A 20462-nucleotide genomic window follows, 5' to 3' on the forward strand; every position below is an offset into this window, starting at 1 on the left:
CAGCTCTAGACCGCTACCGGCACCTTCTGCGTAGCTGTTACAGCCTGTGCAGCCGTGCTCAGCGCCAGGGGAACCTGCGCCGCGCACACGGAGGCGCCATCCACCACCACAAGACGGCCGGCGGGCTGCTCACCCTGCGTGAATCGATCCAGTGGTAGCGCGGTCACGGTGCACATGTCGGCATCCGCCAGGGATGCGGGCGAGAGTAAAAGCGCACGCGAGCATCCCATGAGCGCAGCCAGCAGGGGTGAGGAGGCGCGCCTCGGCCAGGGCGTGTAGGTGACCAGCATGGCGCGGAACTCGCCTCGACGCTCCAGAAGTAGCTGCTGAACGGCGGGCTGCAGGTACTGCAGATCGTCAATGAGCACGAGCGTGCGGGCGGGGTTTGTCACCGAGTCCAGGAGCGCACGGGTACGCTCCACGCTTGGAGGCCCACCCGTAGCCCCGCCATCACCCGAAGTGCCGCCAGAACCCTCAAGGACGAGGGTATCCAGCTGCGGGTTGAGCTGAGCAATGCTATCCAGCAGGGTACTTTTACCCGCCGACCGGGAACCCTGCACCGGAACTACCGCGCCAGCCGGGGCGCTCAACCACACCGGCATCTGCCGGCGGTCAAATGCGACCAACAGCTTAGCGCCCTGAGGATTGCACGCGGCGTGGGCGGCGGTCACGTACTCGGTCGAGGGCATGCGATAGTACTCGGGGAACTGCCGCAGAAGAGTGCCGGGGCGAGTATTCGACCCGTTAGAAGCGCTCGCGGCGTTACTCTGCAGAACCTGAATCAGCTCCCGGAAACCCGCAACGCAGGGCGAAAGAATCGAAGCGCTCAGTGGCTGATCCCCGATTAACTCCTCATTGATGGCACCCTCCACGCAGTAGTGGCTCTGCGCCGGGGTAGGGTAGTCCTTGCTCGTTGAACGCATCAGGTCGGCGTCCAGGAAGCGGCGGCTCAACAGCGTGGAATGTGCTGCCGCAGCGAAACGGCCGCGCGGGTTCAACGTGGAGGTGAACACCACCGAATAGCCGCGGCGGCACCCCTGCGAGAGCAGATCGTAGAGCAGGTTCTCCGTATCGGGTTGGCGGACCAGCGCCTCCAGCCAACTGTCCAGTCCGTCCACAATGATGAGCGGGCGGGCGGAGCCCTCGGTACTCCACAGGTTCGGGGTGCGCAGCTCCTCCAGGCAGAAACGCAGATGCGAAAGCTCCTGCGCGCCCACGAGCGCCTCAAAGGCACCGGCGTAGGGTTCCAGGTCGCGGTAGAGCGCACCGTCAGAGGTCAGCAGAACAACCGGCGTGCGGGCGGCGAACGCCTGAGCTAAAAGACCGTAGAGCATCGGAGCACGTTCGGCGCTCTGAGCCAGTAGCGCCAGCGCCTGCTGACCCGACCAGCTGATCGGGCGGCGCACACCGTAGCGGGCAATCTCCAGCTCGCCCAGCAGGTACCCCTCGGAAGCCGCGCCAGAGTCAGCGGGTTCCTGAGAATCTACAACCTGAGAGGTAGCCGCCGGGTCGAGGCCGTACGCTACCGGTTCGCTCACCGGCGCCTGCACCACTGGCAGCGGGGTGTTCTCGGGAAGCTCCGGCGGAATCGGGCAGTACTCATCCTCAACTGCCGCATTCTTCTGAAGATTCTTCGGAGCGTACTCGCGTTCATAAAGCGCACGAATCTGCTGCGCCGAACGAATCAGCAACTCATCCTCATTGCCGCCCAACGTCTGAACGGCAGAAACGGCAGTCAGCTCACGCCAGCCGCCCTCCTCAAGACCCAGCACCTGCACCGGACGAGCATCGCTACTCGAAGGGACCGCATCCACCAGTGGGGCGCGGAACGGCAGGGAACGACCATCCGGCAGGCGCACATACCCGGCACCCGGATGCGCCGCCGAAATATACGCCGCAGACTCATGCTCCAGCAGGTTATAGGAATCCTGTGCGCTCGCCACACGCAAGCAAATGCTCGTGGCAATATTGGCGCGAATATCCTGCGAAATAGCACCCTGCGGACGCTGAGTCGCCAACACCAGGTGCAGACCCAGCGAGCGACCAATCGTGGCGATGCGCATCAGCTCAGCCATAGCGTCCGGCATAGAATCGATGAGCATACGGAACTCATCCACCACAATCAGCAGCTCGGGGTAGCGCGGAGTCGTACCCGCCGCCTGGCAGGATGCCAGATAGTCGCGGTAGGAGTTCACGCCGAGCGCCTGCAGATCCACCTCGCGGCGGTGAATATCGGCGCGCAAAAATTCGAGCGCACGCTCCACCGCGGACACATCAAAATTGCTCAACACGCTGAGCGCATGCGGTAGCTGAGCCAGAGGACCCAAACCAGCCGAGCCCTTGAAATCCACTAGAATCAGGCCGAGGCGCTCGGGTGGGTAACGTAGCGCAGCGCTGAGCACCAGCGAACGCAACAGCTGCGATTTACCGGCACCAGTCGTGCCACCGAGCAGCCAGTGTGGGCCGTGCTCAGACAGACCAATATTCAGCGAGCCACCCGAAGAAACACCCAGGTAGCAGCGAATATCGGAGGCGTAACGCTGAGCGGACCAACGCTGCAGAACGGACTCCACCGCCATGTCATCGGTGCGGTTCTTCTGCCGCGCGCTCTGCGCCTGCAGGGAAGAGAATAGATGCGCCGACTGGTGCACCTGCGCCTCACCGAGCGCACCCTGCTCCTGCTCGCATCCGGCGCGGTACAGGTTCTCAAGAGCGGCACAGAACGCCTCAACGCTGAGCCCATCGGAGTGCTGGCACAGACCCTCACATGCCAGCGGATGCACCTGGTAGACACCCTCGGTGGGCTGTACCGGAGGCGCCGCATAACCCTGCGCGCGGTAACGGATGCTCTGACGGTGGCTACCCTCACTCGTACACTCAACCCAGGCGGCACCAAAAAGCGCACCTGGTGCATGGGCGGAGCTATCACCCTCAGCGTTGCCCAGCATGCAGAGCGCCGGGGCGTTCATCTTCTGCTCACGCGGGGAGGCGAACGCACGGGACTGCGAAGACTCCGTGACCGCCCCAGAGTTCAGCGCGGTCAGCAGGGGAGCATAGACAGCGTTCGCCTGCAGGGGCATGAGAATCAGCGGCGGAACCGAAGAAGAAAACTCCGGTTGCAAGCTGCTCTGCAGGGCCTGCAGATACTTCTCCTGCTGCACGCCCGGCAGACAATGCACGCTCACACCCGGCACCACAGCCAGAGTCTGCAGCAGACGAATGGTTCGCTGCTGATCAGCGCTCTCAGCGCCAGCCAGTAGAACGTGCACCGCACCCGGATAACCCGCCACCAGCTGCACCAGGTAGGCGCGCAGATGCGCCTCCTCCAGCTTCAGATAGTGCCCGAGAGCCGGGGTGGGCAGCGGCAGGTAGTGGGGCGCATCCTGCTTCTCCAGAGCGCCTAGCGGGAGGTTGCGGCCGCGCAGGTAGGGCAGGCGGGGACCGCATCCGAGCACAATAGTCGGGTAGGCGGCATCATGCAGGGCAGAGGGACCCGAAATCGCCAGGTCGCCCGCAGTCGGCAGGGTGAGGGCACGTTCCTTTTCCTGCTCAGCCGCCTGATGAGTTTGCTGCGATGCGGCACGGTTCTCCGCCCGACCGCCAAAGAAATGCAGAAGCATCAGCAACGAAGACGCCGCAGACATCAGCAGAAGGAACCACATGCCGGTCACCAGTGCAATAATCAGGCCCACCACAATCGGAAGGCACACGCTCAACAGAATCTGCTTGAGCTTACGCGGCGCGGGAGGGTTCACCACCACCGGCTCAAAGGGGTTGCCGGCGTCGCCCAGAGGAGCAAGCGTCTGCGCGGGCTCGCCAGGGGAAGAACCGGGGGGAGCGGTGGCGCTCGCCTTCTTAGTGGTGTGTTCGCCGTCGGCGCTGGGGGAGGTGAGCATGCAAAGTGAGGAGCCGAGGCGGAAAGGCTCGTCCCAGCGCAGGATGCGCGGCTCGGCGCTCTGCACCTTCTTGCCGCCCTGTGCTTTCATACTGCTCTGCACCTTCTCGCTACCCTCGCTTGCGGCGGGGCGTTTCTCGACCCAGCGGATGCCGGAGCTATCGGCGTAGAAGCTGCCGTGCACTGGCTTGAGGAAGGGGTCCTGCAGGTGAATGTGGTGCGACTGTGCTCCTCCACGGGCAGGTAGTGCCGCCCTGCCGAGGCTGGTGCGGCCGCGGCTGATGGGGAAGGTTACGCCCGCGTCGGGTCCGCGCAGAATGTGCAGGATGCTGACGGCGGGCGCGCCCGGAGTTTGAGATTCGTTCGGGATGTGGCTGTTTGGCGCATTCGAGGCGCCGGCGGGGTTCTTATCGTGCGCGGGGAGTAGCTGGAACGTAGTCTCCTGTGCCTGAGCGTGCGCGCCGGCGGCAGGGTGTTGCAGGGCGTGGTTGAGCGCCTGCTCTAGAGCCTGCCGGTGTGCGCTACCGGGGCGCAGCTGTATTCCGGTGGGTGCCGCCTCGCCGTCGAGTCGGAGTACGCGGGGGTAGGGGAGCGCGTCGGTGGTGTTGTGGTGGTCGAGAAAGAAGAGAGTCATACCCTCAGAAAACATTAAAAAGCATTAAGGCTCAATAAAATGTCTGTATATAAACTAAAGTGTTTGTATTTTTTGAATTTTTTGCTCTATTTTTCGAAAAATTGTGGATAAACCACCTCAATCACCTCTCGCATACACCGGTGCGCATCCCCAAAAGTGCTGATGGGGGTACTTCTTTGTAGCGTGTGAGAGCCATGAAACGCCCCCTCGAACCACCCTCTGTGCCTACAGCTCTAGGTGGTGGCTAATTACCGCCGCAACTAGGGCAGGGTGAATATTTACCCGTAAATAAAATTCCTTCACCATGAGTAGACCGTAAAAATACGCAGAAGAAAGAACTGTCTCAGACCGGCTTGACCTCGGGGTTCGCGAAGAATATTCACACAGAGAAAGAGTGTGCGAACAATAGTCCAAAAGCCCCTAAAAGCACGTCATAAGTATGCGTAGTGCTTGATAAACAGGTATCTTAGATTATGACTATATCCATCACGGGAGGGGCTTTTTGCACCCACCCGTGCGGATTGCGGCGCGACTGAGAACCCTCGGATGTGTCCAATCTGGTAGGTGAATACCGCCCTCTCAGAAGCGGCGGTGCGCCGTGATAATACAGGAGAAAACATTGACCGCTGACCTCGTAGTAGTCGGTTCGGGCCTCTTTGGTCTGACCATCGCAGAACAGGCTGCCACTGAGCTGGGCCTGAAGGTTGCCCTGCTGGACCGCCGTTCCCACATCGGTGGTAACGCATACAGCGAGAAGGAGAAGCAGACCGGTATTGAGGTGCACCGCTACGGTGCGCACCTGTTCCACACCTCCAACGAGCGTGTCTGGGAGTACGTGAACCGTTTCACCGAGTTCACCAACTACGTACACCGCGTGTACACCCGCCACAACGGCATCGTGTACCCCATGCCGATTAACCTGGGCACCATCAACCAGTTCTTCAACGCAGCTTACTCTCCCGCAGAGGCAAAGGCGCTCATCGCTGAGCAGGCTGGCGAGCTGGCTGGTACCGACCCGCAGAACCTGAATGACAAGGGTATCTCCCTGATTGGTCGCCCCCTGTACGAGGCGTTCATCAAGCACTACACCGCTAAGCAGTGGCAGACCCCGCCGGAAGAGCTGCCCGCATCCATCATTTCCCGTCTGCCGGTTCGCTACAACTACGACAACCGCTACTTCAACGACAAGTACGAGGGTCTGCCCGTTGACGGCTACGCAGCATGGCTGGAGCGTATGGCGGCGCACCCGAACATTGAGGTGCACCTGAACACTGACTTCTTCGAGCCCGGTCACCAGTACTCTCGCGAGAACGTCCTGGGTCAGATTCCCGTGGTCTACACCGGCCCGGTTGACCGCTACTTCGACTACGCTGAGGGTGACCTGTCCTGGCGTACCATCGACCTGGAAGAAGAAGTCCTGCCGATTGAGGACTTCCAGGGCTGCTCCGTGATGAACTACCCCGATGCTGATGTTCCCTTCACCCGCATCCACGAGTTCCGTCACTTCCACCCCGAGCGTGACTACACCAAGGACGCAACCGTCATCATGCGCGAGTACTCTCGCTTCGCGAACAAGGGCGACGAGCCGTACTACCCGGTCAACACCTCCGTGGACCGTGAGAAGCTGCTGGCGTACCGCGACCTGGCTAAGGGTGAGAACAACGTGCTGTTCGGTGGCCGCCTGGGTACCTACAAGTACCTGGATATGCACATGGCTATCGGCGCTGCACTGTCCATGTTCGACAACAAGATCCGCCCGCACTTCGCTAACGGTGTGAAGATCGAGTCCGGTGGTGTTGACGCATAACCATGGCTGATAAGACTTTGAAGAACCTGCAGCGGGTTATTTTCCCGAGCGCGGTTGAGACTGACGTCGTGCCCCTGTACGTGGATGCGAGCGTCGCAACCGGCGTTCAGCTGCCGACCCGTATTGACGGCGACGCTTCGACCTCCATTGCGGAGGCGATGAACACCTCCGGTCAGTCTGTGTCGAACGCTAGCGCGAACCGTGATGCCGCGAACAGCCTGAACAGCCGCCGCTCCATCACCGTAAACGCGGGCCAGAGCCTGTCTTTCGGCACGTACTTCAACGCGTTCCCCGCTTCATACTGGCGCCGCTGGACTGACCTGAAGAAGGTCGTGCTGAGCGTTCAGACTCGCGGCGAGGGCATGGTCATTGTGTACAAGTCCAATGGCCGTGGCGTGATTCAGCGCGTGGATGCGAAGCTGCTCTCCGGCGAGGAAACCAACACCTTCACCCTGCCCCTGGCACCGTTCGGTGACGGCGGCTGGTACTGGTTCGACCTGGCTGGCACCACCGACCTTGAGCTGGTTGAGGCGAACTGGTTGGGCGACATTGAGCCCCGCGCAGACGTGAAGGCTGGTCAGGCAACCGTGCAGATTACCACCATGAACAAGGTGGAGTACTGCATTAACAACATTCGTGCTCTGGGTGAGAGCCCCGAGATTTTCGATGCTGTGCACGAGTTCCTGATTGTGGATCAGGGCACCCAGAAGGTGCAGGATCACGAGGATTTTGAAGAGGTCGTCAAGCCTCTTTCCGGTAAGTTCCGCATCATTAACCAGGGCAACCTGGGTGGTTCCGGTGGCTTCTCGCGCGGCATGTTTGAGGCTGTCAACAACGGCTCCGATTACGTGCTGCTGCTCGATGACGACGTTATCGTTGAGCCCGAGTCGATCCTGCGTATGGTGACCTTCGCGAACTACTGCAAGGAACCCACCATCGTGGGTGCGCACATGTTCGACATGTTCGACCGTTCGGTCCTGCACGCGTTCGGTGAGGTTGTTGACCCGTGGCGTAACTTCTACGCTAAGCCGCACGATGACATGGCTATGGGTCACAACCTGGGCCACCACAATCTGCGTAACACCCCGTGGCTGCACCGCCGCGTGGACGTGGACTACAACGGCTGGTGGATGTGCCTCATCCCGACCACCGTTATCAAGGAAATCGGTCTGTCCTTGCCTCTGTTCCTGAAGTGGGATGACGCTGAGTACGGTCTGCGCGCTAAGGCCGCGGGCTTCGCTACCGTGTCCTTCCCCGGTGCGGGCGTGTGGCACGTGTCCTGGACCGATAAGGATGACTCCGTTGGCTGGCAGGCGTACTACCACGAGCGCAACCGCCTCATTACGGCGCTGCTGCACTCGCCCTTCGATAAGGGTGGCCGCGTGCTGCTGGAGTCCCTGTTCTTGGACGTCAAGCACACCCTGTCCATGCAGTACTACACCGAGGCTGGCCGCCTGATGGCGCTGGAGGATCTGCTCTCCGGTCCCGAGCACCTGCACCCCTCGCTCTCGCAGCGTCTGCCGGTGATTCGTGCGATGGCTAAGGAGTACCCGGAGTCTCAGGTGAAGCCGAACGTGGATGACTTCCCGGCTATCCAGACGAAGAAGCCTCCGTTCCGTGGCCGCCGTTCCTTCGCGTCCCCCGGTTACAAGAAGCTTGCTTCGTGGACCGCTAAGACTGTTGCTCGTCAGCTGTTCAAGCCGGTGAGCGAAGAGGCGAAGGCTCACCCGCAGATTCAGCTGAACTACGGTGAGACCAACTGGTGGACCCTGTCGAAGTTCGATTCGGCTCTGGCGACTAACGCTGAGGGTACCGGCCTGTTCTGGTACCGCCGCGACCCCGAGCAGTTGAAGTCGAAGCTGGCTCAGGCAGCTAAGCTGCACGTCCAGCTGGTGACCGGCTGGGAGCAGCTGCGTGAGCAGTACCGTTCGAAGGCTGCAGAGGTTGCATCCTACGATGCGTGGGCTAAGACCTTTGCTGAGCATACGGATTCTGAGCTGACCCGATGAGCGATTTGAAGTCTGTTCCCCTGAAGGCGCCCGGTCGCGGCCGCGGCATCCTGGATGCGATGAAGAATCGCTACCTGCTTCGACTGCTGGTCGATAAGGAAATCCAGGTCCGCTACCGCGGCTCGGTGCTGGGCATTTTGTGGTCGTACATTAAGCCGGGTGTACAGTTCCTGGTGTTCTACATTGCCATGGGTCTTTTCCTCGGCCTGGAACGCGGTATGCACAACTATGCGGTGTACCTGTTCTCGGGCATGATTGCTATTAACTTCTTCTCGGAGGGGTTCGGCAATGGTGCTCGCGCCATGGTGGTTAACAGTGCTCTGATTCGCAAGATTTACCTGCCGCGTGAGTTGTTCTCGCTGTCTACGGTGTGGGTGGCTCTGGTGCATTTTGTGCCGCAGATTGTGGTCATGCTCCTGGCATGCTTTGCGGTGGGTTGGCATCCGTCCGCGTTGGCTTTCGGGTCGATTCTGGCGGGCATGCTGATTGTGATGCTGTTGTCCTATGGTCTGGGTCTGATTTTCGGTGTGGCGAACGTGTTCTTCCGAGATTCGGAGAACATCGTGGACATGCTGCTGATGGTGGCTACCTGGTTCTCGCCGGTGCTGTACTCCTGGACCATGGTGCGTGACACCCTGTACCCGTGGGTGTTCAACGTGTTCATGATTAACCCGCTGACCGTTGCGGTGGAGCTGTTCCACTATGGCTTCTGGCATCCGACGCTCCGTCCTGAGGATTTGGCGCTTCCTGCTTCGCAGGTGGTTCCGCATCTCTTCAGCTTCTGGACTCCGATTGCCATTGGTATTTCTCTGCTGACCGTTTTGATTGGTGATTTGCTCTTCCGTAAGTTTGAGGGCAACTTCGCCCAGGAGCTCTGATTCTGTGGATATTAAGAAGCTTGAGTTCCCGCCGGTGAGCCCGGACGCTCCCGTGGTGATTCACGTGGAGAATTTGGTGAAGCGCTTCGTTCTGCGCCACACCCGTTCGATGAAGGAAGCTTTTGTGTGGCTGATTAAGGGCCGCAAGGGTGATCTTTCGGAGAAGTTCAATGCGCTCAACGGTGTGAGCCTGGATATTCGTCAGGGTGAGCGTGTGGCTCTTCTGGGTCTGAACGGCTCGGGTAAGTCCACGCTGCTGAAGATGATTTCTGGTGTGATGCGCGCCGATGAGGGTGAGGTTCTCACTCGCGGCAATATTGCGGGTCTGATTGAGGTGGGCGCTGGTTTCCACCCGGATCTGACCGGTCGCGATAATGTGTACCTCAACGGCGCGATTTTGGGTATGACCAAGGAAGAGATTGAGGCTTCCTTCGATTCGATTGTGGATTTCGCTGAGATTCACGACTTTATCGATACCGAGGTGAAGTTCTACTCTTCGGGTATGTACCTGCGTCTGGCATTCTCGGTTGCGGTTCATACGAACCCGGATATCTTCCTGGTGGATGAGATCCTTGCGGTGGGCGATGAGCCGTTCCAGAAGAAGTGTATTGCGAAGATTCAGGAGCTGTGCTCTGCCGGTAAGACTCTTGCCGTGGTGAGCCATGACCTGGATTTGGTGTCTAAGATTTGTGACCGCGGCGTGGTGCTGGAGCACGGTAACCTGCGTTTTGACGGTCCGATTAAGGAAGCCGTGAAAGTGATTCGAGGCGGCGACTAACCGCTAGGTGTATCGCTTGTGATGGGGCGTGTATTCCCGATGGGGGAGTGCACGCCCCTTTACTGTGCCTGGGAAGGAGCGCCCGAAAGTTGCGCTCGGGAAGGCGCTGCTGCTGGGTAGGGTTCTTGCGGTTTAGTAGAGGAAGCTGCGGGGTTTTAAGACGAAATGTTACGTGTGCACCAAGTGCAATATGGCAGTGATTAACGGTGAGCGGTTCGAGGTGCGTACCTGCAACTGTTCTGCAAGTCACAGCTGACTAGGCGTTTTGAATATTGGTGCACGTTAGGTAACGATATGCGCAATTCCATGCATCAAAAATGCTCAAAATACTATACTCGTAAATATTAAGGGGTGTTTTATTACATTTTGATAAATTTGATGCGCTGAGGGTAGGGTGATGGTGGCATTGATGTATCAATGCTTCACCGTATTCCACACAACCACACCACACACAGCATCGGATCATTTCAATGGAGAACACCGTACTGGATACCCGGGCGGAGCATCTAAGTCTGCTCGAGGAGAATATCCGTGAGGCAATGCGCCACCGCAGCCTGGACCCGCACGAGGACCAGCATGCGGTGCGCGGGCTCATTGACGAGCATCTGAACGATTATGAGCAGCGGCGCGCCCGCATTTCCCTGCCGGATTTGGGTGACCGCGAATCCGTGATTCAGCGCCTGCACGATGAAATCTGCGGCTTTGGTGTGATTCAGCCGTTCCTCGATGATGAGAGCGTTGAAGAAATCTGGATTAACTCTCCCGATGAAATCTTTATCGCCCGCAACGGCGAAAGTGAATTGACCGGTCTGCACCTGAGCGCCGAGGCAATCAATAGCTTGCTGGAGCGCATGCTCAAGCCTTCGGGTCGTCGTGTGGACCTTTCTTCCCCGTTTGTTGATGCATCCCTGCCGGATGGCTCCCGCCTGCACGCGGTGATTCCGGATATTACTCGCAGGCACACGAGCATCAATATCCGTAAGTTCGTGGTGCGTGCCCGCCGCCTGCCCGACCTTGTGCGTATGAACTCGCTGAGTGCCGGCGCGGCGTCCCTACTGCACGCGGCGGTGGAGAGCGGCATGAACATCCTCGTTTCGGGTGCAACCCAGGCGGGTAAGACCACGATGCTGAATTGCCTGTCGGCATCCATTCCGCCGCGTGAGCGCGTGATTACGTGCGAAGAAATCTTTGAGCTCGCGGTTCCGCTACGCGATGTGGTGGGCCTGCAGTGCCGCCAGCCGAACCTTGAGGGCACCGGCGCGATTGAGCTGCGCCGCCTGGTCAAGGAAGCTCTGCGTATGCGCCCGGACCGCATCCTCATTGGTGAGGTGCGTGAGGCGGAATCCCTGGACATGCTCATTGCGCTCAACGCGGGTCTGCCGGGTATGTGCACGATTCACGCGAACTCGGCGCGTGACGCGGTGACCAAGATTTGTACCCTGCCGCTGCTGGCGGGCGAGAATATTTCCTCGGCGTTCGTGGTGCCGACCGTGGCGTCCTGCTTTGACATTGTGGTGCATTGCGGCCGCGATTCGCGCGGTCAGCGTCAGGTCGAAGAGATCAGCATGCTGGGTGGCCGCGTTGAGGACGGAGTGATTGAGATGTCCCCGCTGTTTGTGCGCCGTGACGGTCAGATGGTGTGCGTGGCGTTGGAGCTGCCGAACCCGGACCGTTGGATTCGTGCCGGTCACCGTCCTGAGCAGGTGCTGGCTGCGGCGAAGGCGGGTCAGTGATGCCTCTGTTTCTGAGCCTGATTTTGGGGTTGGGCGTCTGCCTGATTTACCTTTCCTGCTTTCCTGATAACGGCAAGCCGCCGAAGCCGAGTAACGACCCGGCGCTGGTTGTGGCGTTGCGTAAGGCGGGTATGCATTCGCTGACTCCTCGCACGTTCATGTGGGTGAGTGTCGCCAGTGGTGTGAGCGCGTCGGTTCTGCTGCTGATGCTTACTCAGCTTTTGCCGCTGGGTCTGCTGGGCCTGATTGGTGGTTTTGCGGCGCCTCGCGTGATTGTGAATCATCGTGCCCGCGCGGCGGATGCCCGTATTTGGCAGTTGTGGCCGGATGCGGTGGACCACCTGCGTTCGGCGATTCGTGCGGGTCTGTCCCTGCCGGAGGCGCTGATTCAGCTTTCGTACCGCGGCCCGGAAGAGCTGCGTGATGCCTTTGCCCATTTCTCGCGTGATTACCGTGCGTCGGGTGAGTTTGTGCCCTCGCTGAACCGTTTGAAGGAGTACCTCTCTGACCCGGTGGCGGACACCATTATTGAGGCGTTGAAGATTGCCCGCGAGGTGGGTGGTTCGGACCTGGGTAAGCTGCTGGGCACGCTGAGTGATTTTCTGCGTGAGAATGCGCGTACCCGTTCGGAGCTTCTGGCTCGCCAGTCGTGGACTGTGAATGCGGCTCGTCTCTCCTGTGTGGCGCCCTGGTTTGTGCTGTGTCTGATGGCGACTCAGCCTGCCGCGCGCATGGTTTATAACTCGTTTGCCGGTGCGATGCTGATGATTGCCGGTGCCGCTATTTCTTTGGCGGCGTACCGTCTGATGCTGCGTATTGGTGAGTTGCCGCGTGAACGGAGGGTTTTCGGGTGAACCTGCCTCTGATTTTTGGTCTGCTGTTGGCGACCGGCGTGGGTCTGATTCTTTCGTCGGTGCTGAATACTCGCAGTATTTCGTTTTCTGATCGTGTGGCGTCGCAGCTGCGCGGTGAGACTCTGCGTGAGTCGCTGTTGAAGGAGCAGGAGCGCCGTGAGCCGAGCCTGCTGGAGGCGATTTCGGCGTTCTGTGCGCCGCTTCTGCGTTCGCTGTCTTCGTCGTTGAGCGGCTCGTCGCTGAGCGATAGTTCAGTGCAGGAGCGTCTGCGTCGTGCTGGCTCTTCGCAGAGTGTGAGCGCGTTTCGTGCTGAGCAGCTGCTGTGGGCTCTTGCCGGTGTGACCGTCATGAGTGCCTTGACCGTCATCGGCGTGGTGCAGGAGCGTTTCTCCATCCTGGTGGCTCTTGTGCTGGTGCTGGTGAGCGGTTTGAGCGGCTTTCTGGCGCGTGACTGGTGGCTGGGTGAGGCGGTGACTAAGCGTGAGAAGCAGCTGGTTGCTGAGTTCCCGGCGCTGGCGGAGATGATGGCTCTGTCGGTGACGGCGGGCGAGTCGGCGCTGGCGGCTTTGGAACGTATCTGTTTGACCTCTCGCGGCGAGTTGGCTCGTGAGTTTTCTGAGATTTTGGCGCAGACCCGCACCGGTATTTCGCTGCTGAGCGCGTTGCAGGAGTTTGCGGAGCGTACTCGCGTTCCGGCGTTGAGCCGCTTCGTTGAGGGTATTGCTGTTGCGATTGAGCGCGGTACCCCTCTGGCTGATGTGTTGCGTGCGCAGGCTCAGGATGTGCGCGATAACGCTAAGCGTGAGCTGATGGAAACAGCCGGTAAGAAGGAGATTGCGATGCTCGCCCCGGTGGTGTTTTTCATCCTGCCGCTGACTGTAATTTTTGCGGTCTTCCCGGGCCTGTCGCTCATGCGTTTGAACTTTTAGATTTTGCGGCGGGTACACACTGTACCGGCTGCACCGCGGTGGGCTGGGCTGATTGCCTGGCGCGCCGCACCAACCACACACTACCCCCTTTGATAGAAGGAGAAAATTATGTTCCGTCGTTTCCGCACCACCCTCACCGTGCTGATCGCCCTGGCTATCGCATCTTTGCTGGCTCTGCGCCTGAAGAACAAGCAGGATGACCCCGAGCGCGGCGACGTGCCCGGCTGGGTCATGATCACCATGATGAGCGCCGTGCTGGTTGCCGCTATCTTGGCGATTGCTCAGCCTGCTCTGACCAAGATGTTCAACGACGCGATTGCTCTGGTTCACCAGTAATGCGTAAGCCCCGCATCGCTTCTGAGCTGACTGCCGCTGAGCTATCCTCTGCGGAACATTCTGTGGAGGAGAGCGAGCGCGGTGACGCCAGCGCGGAATTCGTCATGGTCGGTGCGCTGTTGGTGTTGCTGACCATGGCGATTCTGCAGGTTTCTTTCGCCCTGTATACACGAACCATGTTGGTGGATGCGGCGGCGGCTGGGGCACGTTACGGTACGATGCGTGACCGCACTCCGCAGGAGGGCATGGAGCGTACCCGTCAGATGATTGAGGGGGTTCTTCCGTCTTCATATGCTGAGAATATTTCGTACCGTCAGAGTAGTGATTCTACGGGTGTGCGCACTTTGGAGGTGACGGTGAAGTCTCCTTTGCCGGTGCTGGGCCCGTGGGGTTTTCCGGATTCTATTGAGGTGAAGGGGCATGCGATTTATGCGGAGCATCGTTCCGGTGATTAGTGGCTTTTCGCTTCGGCGGCGTGTGAAGGAACGCCTGAAGAGCCGCTCTGGTCGGCCTCTTTCTGAGCAACACGACTCTGAAGAGGGTAGCGCCATTGTGGAGTTCCTGGGCTTGGGTATTACTCTGCTCATCCCGGTACTCTACGGTATTCTGACGATTTTTAGCTTGCAGTCTTCGGTGATGGCGGCTCATGCGGCGAGCGCCCAGGTGGTGCTGTATGTGCAGGAGCAGCCGCAGGACTCGTCGGTGGGCCCGGATTTGGCTCAGCGTCTGGCGGCGCATGCTGCCGCTGATTACGGGGTTGAGCCTTCCGATGTGAGCGTGTCGTTGAGCTGTGCGTCGGGGGAGTGCGTCTCGGGTACGAAGGCGTACGCCACGGTGACGGTTCAGGCGCGTCTGCCGCTTCTGCCTTCGTTTATGGGTGGCGGCGTGATTCCGGTGAGTTCTCATGCGACGAGTTGGGGGTCTGGTCATGCTGATTCCTAATGGTTCGCCCGCTCACCTGTTATCGCCGGCTCGCCTGCTTTCCTCGGTGCGGGAGCGCTACGCTAACGCATGCCGTCGTGCCCGTCTACAGGTTCGTGCCCGTGCGCAGAGCCGGGCGCTCGCCGCTGACCCGATCGCCTCAGACCGCCTCGCCGCTGACCCGGTCGCCTCAGACCCGGAAGAGGGCAGCATTGCCCCGCTGATTGTGGGCATGCTGGCGTTGCTTCTGCTCATCGGTTCGGTGACAGTGGCGATTACGGGCGCGTATCTGCAAACTCAGCATCTGCAGGATGTGGCGGACGCTCAGGCGAACTCGATTACCCGCACGATGCGCACTCCTGATGAAGCGAGTGGTTCGGCGGCGTGGGAGTATGCGAGCGCGTACCTGGCTGAGGTTCAGCCGGGGCAGGATTTTCAGGCGTTGCGTCTGGAGAACGTGTCCGTGGATTCTGATCACAGTGTGCACGTGTACCTGTCGGCTCGTATTCGTCCGCCGCTGCTGTCGATTCTGGTGCCTGATGGTATTGAGGTAACCGCTCATGGTTCGTCGCGTTTGAAGACGAGCCAGGGCCCGTCCACCGATTAGTGCGTCCATCAAGGGCGCACGGGCTTATCGGCTCACTCGCTTATTGGCGTGTTGTGAGCCCCCTAGACTGCGAGGGCGCATCCGCAAGGTAGTGTAACGGCTAGCGGATGCGCCCTCGTTTTATGCCTTCTTTGATGTCTTCGTTGCGCGGATTCTTCCCTCTGCCTGCCTTATCCTTCTGCGCTGTGGGCTGTTACGGACTGTAACGGCGGGACTTTCTGGCCGTTTCGCGATAGTGTTAAAAGCTATGGCATCCTTCGACTTTTCTGCTGAGATTAAAGAGCTTCGCGCGATTTTCACCTCTATTGCTGCTGTCAGCGATATTGAGGGGATTGAGCGCGCCATTGAGGACCTGTCTGCGCAGGCTGCCGCACCCGATTTGTGGGATGACGTGGAGAATGCGCAGAAGGTGACGAGCGCACTGTCGTATAAGCAGTCGGAGCTGAATCGTCTGCGTTCGCTGTCTTCTCGCATTGATGATGTTGAGGTGATGGTGGAGCTTGCCGAAGCGGAGGATGAGGAGACTGCCGCCGAGCTGCTCGCTGATGCTGAGCGTGAGTGCGGTGAGATTCGCGCCAAGCTGGAAGAGCTTGAGGTGCTGGTGCTGCTGTCGGGTGAGTACGATCAGCGTGAGGCTGTGGTGACGATTCGTTCGGGCGCAGGCGGCGTGGATGCTGCTGATTTCGCGGAGATGCTGCTGCGCATGTACCTGCGTTGGGCGGAGAAGAACGGCTACCCGACGAAGGTTCTGGACACCTCCTACGCTGAGGAGGCGGGCCTGAAGTCGGTGACCTTCGAGGTGAACGCGCCGTACGCTTTTGGCCGTCTGTCGGTGGAGGCGGGTACTCACCGCCTGGTGCGTATTTCGCCGTTCGATAATCAGGGCCGCCGCCAGACCTCGTTCGCGGCGGTTGAGGTGATTCCTCTGATTGAGCAGACGGATGCTATTGAGATTCCCGAGTCTGAGATTAAGGTGGATGTGTTCCGCTCCTCGGGCCCGGGTGGTCAGTCGGTGAATACGACGGATTCGGCGGTGCGTATGACTCACTTGCCGACCGGTATTGTGGTGTCGATGCAGAATGAGAAGTCGCAGTTGCAGAACCGTGCGGCGGCTTTGCGTGTGCTGCAGTCTCGCCTGTTGCTGTTGCGTAAGGAGCAGGAGGACGCGAAGAAGAAGGAGCTTGCCGGTGATATTAAGGCAAGCTGGGGTGATCAGATGCGCTCCTATGTTCTGCATCCGTACCAGATGGTGAAGGATCTGCGTACCGGCTATGAGGAGGGTAATACCTCTAATGTTTTGGATGGCGGTTTGAACGCCTTTATTGATGCTGGTATTCGCTGGCGTGCTTCGGGGCGCGCGGCTGAAGAGAGCTAAGACGTATAAGGATTGAGTGATGGCTCAGAAAAAGAAGAAAGACGCGAAGAAGGACCCGAATAACGCGATTATTGCCCAGAATAAGAAGGCTCGCCACAACTACAACATTGTGGATACCTATGAGGCGGGTATTGTTCTGCTGGGTACTGAGGTGAAGTCTCTGCGTGATGGTGGGGCGTCCATTGTGGATGGTTTCTGCCAGGTGACCGATAACGAGATGTGGCTCGAGGGTATTCATATTGCGGAGTACGGTTACGGTACGTGGACGAACCATGCGGCTCGTCGTCGCCGCAAGCTGCTGCTGCATCGTTCTGAGATTAATAAGTTGGCGCAGAAGCTGAAGGAGACCGGTTACACGGTGGTTCCGTTGAAGCTGTACTTCTCGAATGGTCGTGCGAAGGTTGAGATTGCTTTGGCGACCGGTAAGCGTGAGTATGATAAGCGTCAGGCTTTGCGTGAGCGTCAGGATGACCTGGAGGCGCGCCGCGCGATGCGTTACCGCAACCTCGGCTAGGGCTGAGGCAACGGCGGGATGCACGGCTGCTCCAGGAACTTGCCGGTAGGGGCGGGGCGCGGTTCCTCACGTATAATGGTTGAAAATTCGTGGCGTACCGCGAACACCATTCATTCTTTGAGGAGACACATGTCTGAGAACCCGAACTACCAGCAGAACCCGGGCGAGTTCATTCCCGCACCGCAGCAGGCACCCGCATACAACATGCAGGGCGGCTACCCCGGCTACCAGCCGACCCCGAGCTCGGCTCTGGCGATTGCTTCGCTGATTCTGGGTATTATTGGTCTGCTCTCTGGCTGGCTGATTTTCGGTGGCGTGCTGGGTCTGGTCGGCGTGATTCTGGGTATTGTTGCCCTGGTGAAGGTGAAGAACGGTACCGCATCCGGTAAGGGCATGGCGATTGGTGGTATTGTCACCGGTGCGCTGGGCATGATTGTTGCTGTTGTCGTGCTGGTTCTGGGCTTGATTGGCATTGGTATGCTCAGCGAGTGCGCTGAGAATGCCGAGCCGGATTCGAGCGGTAACTATGTGTGCACCATTCATGGCGAGACTATGACCATGAGCCCTAAGGAATATAAGGCTGTCCGCCGCTAAGTCGCGTTGACTCTTTGAAGCGTTGAGGGACCGAATAGTGTTGAACTATTCGGTCCCTTGCTCTTTTTCGGCGCTGAATCTGCCCGATTGGTGGATTCTGGGCGCTGAATCTGAAATCTTGAACTTCACAGATGACCCAAATGACAGCTTATTTATATAATGGAACCGAACTCAGCGCGCAATGGTGCGTTGGGCGAGTATAAATTGTTCGCTGCAACTGTGAAGGAAAGAACGACGGATGTCTGAGAATAACTACGGAAACAACCAGGGGAACGCGCAGAACCCCTACGCTGCTCAGCAGCCTAATTCTTCCGCCCAGAGCTCGTACGGTCAGGATTATGGCCAGGCTCCTTCGGCTCAGAATACTTACGGCCAGGACTACGGTCAGAGCGCATCCGCTCAGAACAGCTACGGCCAGGCGCAGCAGAACTCGGGCCAGCAGTCTTCGGCTCAGCAGTCTTCGGCTCAGCAGAGCCAGTACGGCCAGTTTGGTGCGCAGCCCTCTTCGCAGAATGCTTACGGCCAGAACGTTGCTCAGGGTACCTCAGCCCAGGGTGCTTCGGCACAGAACACCTACGGTCAGCAGCAGTACGGCTACGGTCAGGACGCATCCTACCAGGCTCAGCCCGCTCAGCAGAACCAGTACGGTTACGGCCAGGAAGCCTCGTACCAGGCTCAGCCTGCTGACTACAACTACCAGCAGAACTCTTACCAGCAGCAGCCTCAGCAGGACGCTTATGGTTACGGTCAGCCCGCAGGTTACCCGTATGCGGCTCCCATTGTGAAGAAGGCTCCCGGCATGGCGCTGGCTGCGATGATTCTGGGTATTGTGGGCGTCGTGACCGGTTTCTTCGTATTTGGTGCGTTGCTGGGTATCGCTGCGATTATTCTGGGTGCCCTGTCCCTGAAGAAGGTCAAGGAGGCTGGCGCGGGTAAGGGCTTCGCGATTACCGGTATCGTAACCGGCGCGGTGGCTGTCCTGTTCTCGCTGTGCATGCTCTTCGTGTACATTTCTGTTGCTCAGACTGCTGAGAAGTGCCTTGAAGTTGGTACCGATGACGGCCACGGTAACGTGGTGTGCCAGATTGGTGATAACCCGAACAACCGCATGACTGTTCCGGCTCACCGCTAAGTCTTAGCCGCCTAATTTTGGCTACCCAGCACGGTACGCGAACGGGGTGAGGATTCCAGATTTTCTGGGGTGCCTCACCCCGTTTTTATGCGCTGTGTCAGGCTACGGTGTTGCTGCTGTGCTAATCTGTTCGCTTTATTCGCCTCTAGCGGAGGGGTGTACTTGCGTGGGTAGGGGACTTGCACGCCGTTAAACATCTTAGATATACTGAATCTCTACCGTGTTTGAATGGCACCACGGCATCAAGGTATGTCGAGGAAAACTTTCAGAAGACGGTGGGCTTTTTGATAAAAGCATAGGGGGATGATCGGTTTCGACGATGTGAGTTGAGATGGGTGAAGCGTGCCGAGGATGCAGGGTTATCTCGTTAACGCCCTCTGCAAAAAATTAAGTGCAGAATCTAAGCGCACTGACTTCGCACTCGCTGCCTAAGCGCGAGTTGCCGTCTGTCGGCCTGAGCATGCCTTTGGCTCAGTTACCGGCATCGACTTAAAAGGCCACTGCTGCTAGCCCTTGTTGCGGGGGTTAGCGGGACTTTTACGTGACTAGGTTCGTCGGTATATGTGTTTATGCAAGTACCGGAGCCGAAAAGTAGCGTTCGCATAAACTGCGCACGGAGAAGCCCCGTTGACGCCACATCGGACCGGGGTTCGATTCCCCGCATCTCCACGATCTCCCAATCGTCCGCTATCCCGTATGGGGTGCGGCGGTGATTATCGGTTCCAATCCAGAGGAAGAACCGCGGTAGGTTTCTACCACCCGGCAGGACGCCCCACGGCGTCACCTGCCGGGTATTTTTTATGCCCAATTGTCGGTCTGTTTTGTGATGCGAGGTGGCTGGGTATCTAACCCTTCACCGAGCATGGCTGGAAGCCTAGTAATTAGTTAAAACTTTTATATGACTTGGAGCTGAGTTTGTCGGTGATTTTTCTGAGCGGAGAGTGTCGGGCACGGCTTGGGTATCGGTAATTTTTGTCATGCGATTTTCGCATGGTAGCCCTTAATCGTATGCCGTTTTAACACAATTTAAAATAATTGATTAAATATGTAATTGATTAGTGAAACTCTGGTGTTGGAACGCTTGACCACGGAGTCCCGTAGTGCGTTATTCCCCACATGTAGAGGTCAAGCTCGCTGTCATAGAAGACTGACTCGTTCGTATGCTCAAACAGGAACTCGGGGTCTTGGGTGATGTAGAACTGGAATATCTCATTGTCTAAGTTACCGTTTATCAGTTCTAGCGGACGGATTGCAATCTCGTTGGCGAGCACCATCCCTACCACCTGCCTTGATAGGTCTTCGTAGGTCTTGATGTAATCGTTGAAATCCATGGAATCCTCCTTTGTCTAGTGCAATCTTGATCGTCTTTAGACGGTCTTTAAGGCACACAAAAGGTTGATTTATCTGGTGAAATGTCGTATTTTAATCACGTAATCACGTATTCACGTGATTACGTAATCACGTGA

General features: G+C 58.5%; 17 protein-coding genes and 1 other RNA gene. 16 read left to right on the top strand and 2 right to left on the bottom strand.

Going from position 1 to position 20462, the window contains the following annotated elements; translation table 11 throughout:
* Positions 1 to 5: 5 nt before the first annotated feature.
* The gene (locus tag HMPREF2836_RS02575; protein WP_246822804.1) at positions 6 to 4529 is read right to left on the bottom strand and encodes an FtsK/SpoIIIE domain-containing protein; all 4524 of its coding nucleotides are present in this window, start codon (positions 4527 to 4529) and stop codon (positions 6 to 8) included.
* 619 nt (positions 4530 to 5148) lie between these two features.
* Here HMPREF2836_RS02575 and glf point away from each other — a divergent pair.
* The 16 genes from glf (at position 5149) to ssrA (ending at position 19668) form a co-directional block, all read left to right on the top strand.
* On the top strand, positions 5149 to 6336 hold the full coding sequence (glf, locus tag HMPREF2836_RS02580) for a UDP-galactopyranose mutase (protein ID WP_005505395.1): 1188 nt from the start codon (positions 5149 to 5151) through the stop codon (positions 6334 to 6336).
* Between the two features lie 2 nt (positions 6337 to 6338).
* Positions 6339 to 8345 (top strand): glycosyltransferase, encoded by a 2007-nt coding sequence (locus HMPREF2836_RS02585; protein ID WP_070629381.1) that lies wholly within the window; start codon positions 6339 to 6341, stop codon positions 8343 to 8345.
* Positions 8342 to 9223, top strand: coding sequence for an ABC transporter permease (locus HMPREF2836_RS02590; RefSeq protein WP_049333323.1), 882 nt, complete (start codon positions 8342 to 8344; stop codon positions 9221 to 9223). The genes HMPREF2836_RS02585 and HMPREF2836_RS02590 overlap by 4 nt, the downstream gene beginning before the upstream one ends.
* 4 nt (positions 9224 to 9227) lie before the next feature.
* A complete protein-coding gene (locus tag HMPREF2836_RS02595) occupies positions 9228 to 10001 on the top strand; it encodes an ABC transporter ATP-binding protein (protein ID WP_049337844.1) in 774 nt (257 codons plus the stop codon).
* A 470-nt stretch (positions 10002 to 10471) separates the two neighbouring features.
* Complete coding sequence (locus HMPREF2836_RS02600; RefSeq protein WP_070629382.1) at positions 10472 to 11734, top strand: TadA family conjugal transfer-associated ATPase; 1263 nt, start codon at positions 10472 to 10474, stop codon at positions 11732 to 11734.
* On the top strand, positions 11734 to 12588 hold the full coding sequence (locus HMPREF2836_RS02605; protein WP_005505400.1) for a type II secretion system F family protein: 855 nt from the start codon (positions 11734 to 11736) through the stop codon (positions 12586 to 12588). The genes HMPREF2836_RS02600 and HMPREF2836_RS02605 overlap by 1 nt, the downstream gene beginning before the upstream one ends.
* Positions 12585 to 13517, top strand: coding sequence for a type II secretion system F family protein (locus HMPREF2836_RS02610; RefSeq protein WP_070629383.1), 933 nt, complete (start codon positions 12585 to 12587; stop codon positions 13515 to 13517). The genes HMPREF2836_RS02605 and HMPREF2836_RS02610 overlap by 4 nt, the downstream gene beginning before the upstream one ends.
* 108 nt (positions 13518 to 13625) lie before the next feature.
* Complete coding sequence (locus tag HMPREF2836_RS02615) at positions 13626 to 13853, top strand: hypothetical protein (protein WP_070615005.1); 228 nt, start codon at positions 13626 to 13628, stop codon at positions 13851 to 13853.
* Positions 13853 to 14308 (top strand): TadE family protein, encoded by a 456-nt coding sequence (locus HMPREF2836_RS02620; RefSeq protein ID WP_070615003.1) that lies wholly within the window; start codon positions 13853 to 13855, stop codon positions 14306 to 14308. The genes HMPREF2836_RS02615 and HMPREF2836_RS02620 overlap by 1 nt, the downstream gene beginning before the upstream one ends.
* Complete coding sequence (locus tag HMPREF2836_RS02625; RefSeq protein ID WP_070615001.1) at positions 14274 to 14795, top strand: pilus assembly protein TadE; 522 nt, start codon at positions 14274 to 14276, stop codon at positions 14793 to 14795. The genes HMPREF2836_RS02620 and HMPREF2836_RS02625 overlap by 35 nt, the downstream gene beginning before the upstream one ends.
* Entirely contained in the window at positions 14758 to 15381 is a 624-nt protein-coding gene (locus HMPREF2836_RS02630) for a pilus assembly protein TadG-related protein (protein ID WP_083309147.1), read from the top strand. The genes HMPREF2836_RS02625 and HMPREF2836_RS02630 overlap by 38 nt, the downstream gene beginning before the upstream one ends.
* 247 nt (positions 15382 to 15628) lie before the next feature.
* Positions 15629 to 16756: a peptide chain release factor 2 gene (prfB, locus tag HMPREF2836_RS02635; protein ID WP_049327697.1), complete on the top strand. Its 1128-nt coding sequence runs from the start codon at positions 15629 to 15631 to the stop codon at positions 16754 to 16756.
* Between the two features lie 19 nt (positions 16757 to 16775).
* Entirely contained in the window at positions 16776 to 17270 is a 495-nt protein-coding gene (smpB, locus tag HMPREF2836_RS02640) for an SsrA-binding protein SmpB (protein WP_005505423.1), read from the top strand.
* A gap of 129 nt (positions 17271 to 17399) precedes the next feature.
* The gene (locus HMPREF2836_RS02645) at positions 17400 to 17864 is read left to right on the top strand and encodes a DUF4190 domain-containing protein (RefSeq protein ID WP_070629384.1); all 465 of its coding nucleotides are present in this window, start codon (positions 17400 to 17402) and stop codon (positions 17862 to 17864) included.
* A 238-nt stretch (positions 17865 to 18102) separates the two neighbouring features.
* Positions 18103 to 18996: a DUF4190 domain-containing protein gene (locus HMPREF2836_RS02650; RefSeq protein WP_070629385.1), complete on the top strand. Its 894-nt coding sequence runs from the start codon at positions 18103 to 18105 to the stop codon at positions 18994 to 18996.
* 299 nt (positions 18997 to 19295) lie between these two features.
* Positions 19296 to 19668, top strand: a transfer-messenger RNA (tmRNA) gene (gene ssrA, locus HMPREF2836_RS02655).
* Positions 19669 to 20051: 383 nt separating this feature from the next.
* On the opposite strand, the gene HMPREF2836_RS02660 is transcribed toward ssrA, so the two are convergent.
* Positions 20052 to 20327 (bottom strand): hypothetical protein, encoded by a 276-nt coding sequence (locus HMPREF2836_RS02660; protein WP_070629386.1) that lies wholly within the window; start codon positions 20325 to 20327, stop codon positions 20052 to 20054.
* Positions 20328 to 20462 lie beyond the last annotated feature (135 nt).

Origin of the sequence: Rothia sp. HMSC065C12, from assembly GCF_001812085.1 — a bacterium.
GTDB lineage: Bacteria > Actinomycetota > Actinomycetes > Actinomycetales > Micrococcaceae > Rothia > Rothia mucilaginosa.

Excerpts from the sequence above, each read along its gene's own strand:
- HMPREF2836_RS02575 (WP_246822804.1), bottom strand. The coding sequence starts at position 4,529 with ATGACTCTCTTCTTTCTCGACCACCACAACACCACCGACGCGCTCCCC.
- HMPREF2836_RS02585 (WP_070629381.1), top strand. The coding sequence starts at position 6,339 with ATGGCTGATAAGACTTTGAAGAACCTGCAGCGGGTTATTTTCCCGAGC.
- HMPREF2836_RS02590 (WP_049333323.1), top strand. The coding sequence starts at position 8,342 with ATGAGCGATTTGAAGTCTGTTCCCCTGAAGGCGCCCGGTCGCGGCCGC.
- HMPREF2836_RS02600 (WP_070629382.1), top strand. The coding sequence starts at position 10,472 with ATGGAGAACACCGTACTGGATACCCGGGCGGAGCATCTAAGTCTGCTC.
- HMPREF2836_RS02605 (WP_005505400.1), top strand. The coding sequence starts at position 11,734 with ATGCCTCTGTTTCTGAGCCTGATTTTGGGGTTGGGCGTCTGCCTGATT.
- HMPREF2836_RS02615 (WP_070615005.1), top strand. The coding sequence starts at position 13,626 with ATGTTCCGTCGTTTCCGCACCACCCTCACCGTGCTGATCGCCCTGGCT.
- HMPREF2836_RS02620 (WP_070615003.1), top strand. The coding sequence starts at position 13,853 with ATGCGTAAGCCCCGCATCGCTTCTGAGCTGACTGCCGCTGAGCTATCC.
- HMPREF2836_RS02625 (WP_070615001.1), top strand. The coding sequence starts at position 14,274 with ATGCGATTTATGCGGAGCATCGTTCCGGTGATTAGTGGCTTTTCGCTT.
- HMPREF2836_RS02630 (WP_083309147.1), top strand. The coding sequence starts at position 14,758 with ATGCGACGAGTTGGGGGTCTGGTCATGCTGATTCCTAATGGTTCGCCC.
- prfB (WP_049327697.1), top strand. The coding sequence starts at position 15,629 with ATGGCATCCTTCGACTTTTCTGCTGAGATTAAAGAGCTTCGCGCGATT.
- smpB (WP_005505423.1), top strand. The coding sequence starts at position 16,776 with ATGGCTCAGAAAAAGAAGAAAGACGCGAAGAAGGACCCGAATAACGCG.
- HMPREF2836_RS02645 (WP_070629384.1), top strand. The coding sequence starts at position 17,400 with ATGTCTGAGAACCCGAACTACCAGCAGAACCCGGGCGAGTTCATTCCC.
- HMPREF2836_RS02650 (WP_070629385.1), top strand. The coding sequence starts at position 18,103 with ATGTCTGAGAATAACTACGGAAACAACCAGGGGAACGCGCAGAACCCC.
- HMPREF2836_RS02660 (WP_070629386.1), bottom strand. The coding sequence starts at position 20,327 with ATGGATTTCAACGATTACATCAAGACCTACGAAGACCTATCAAGGCAG.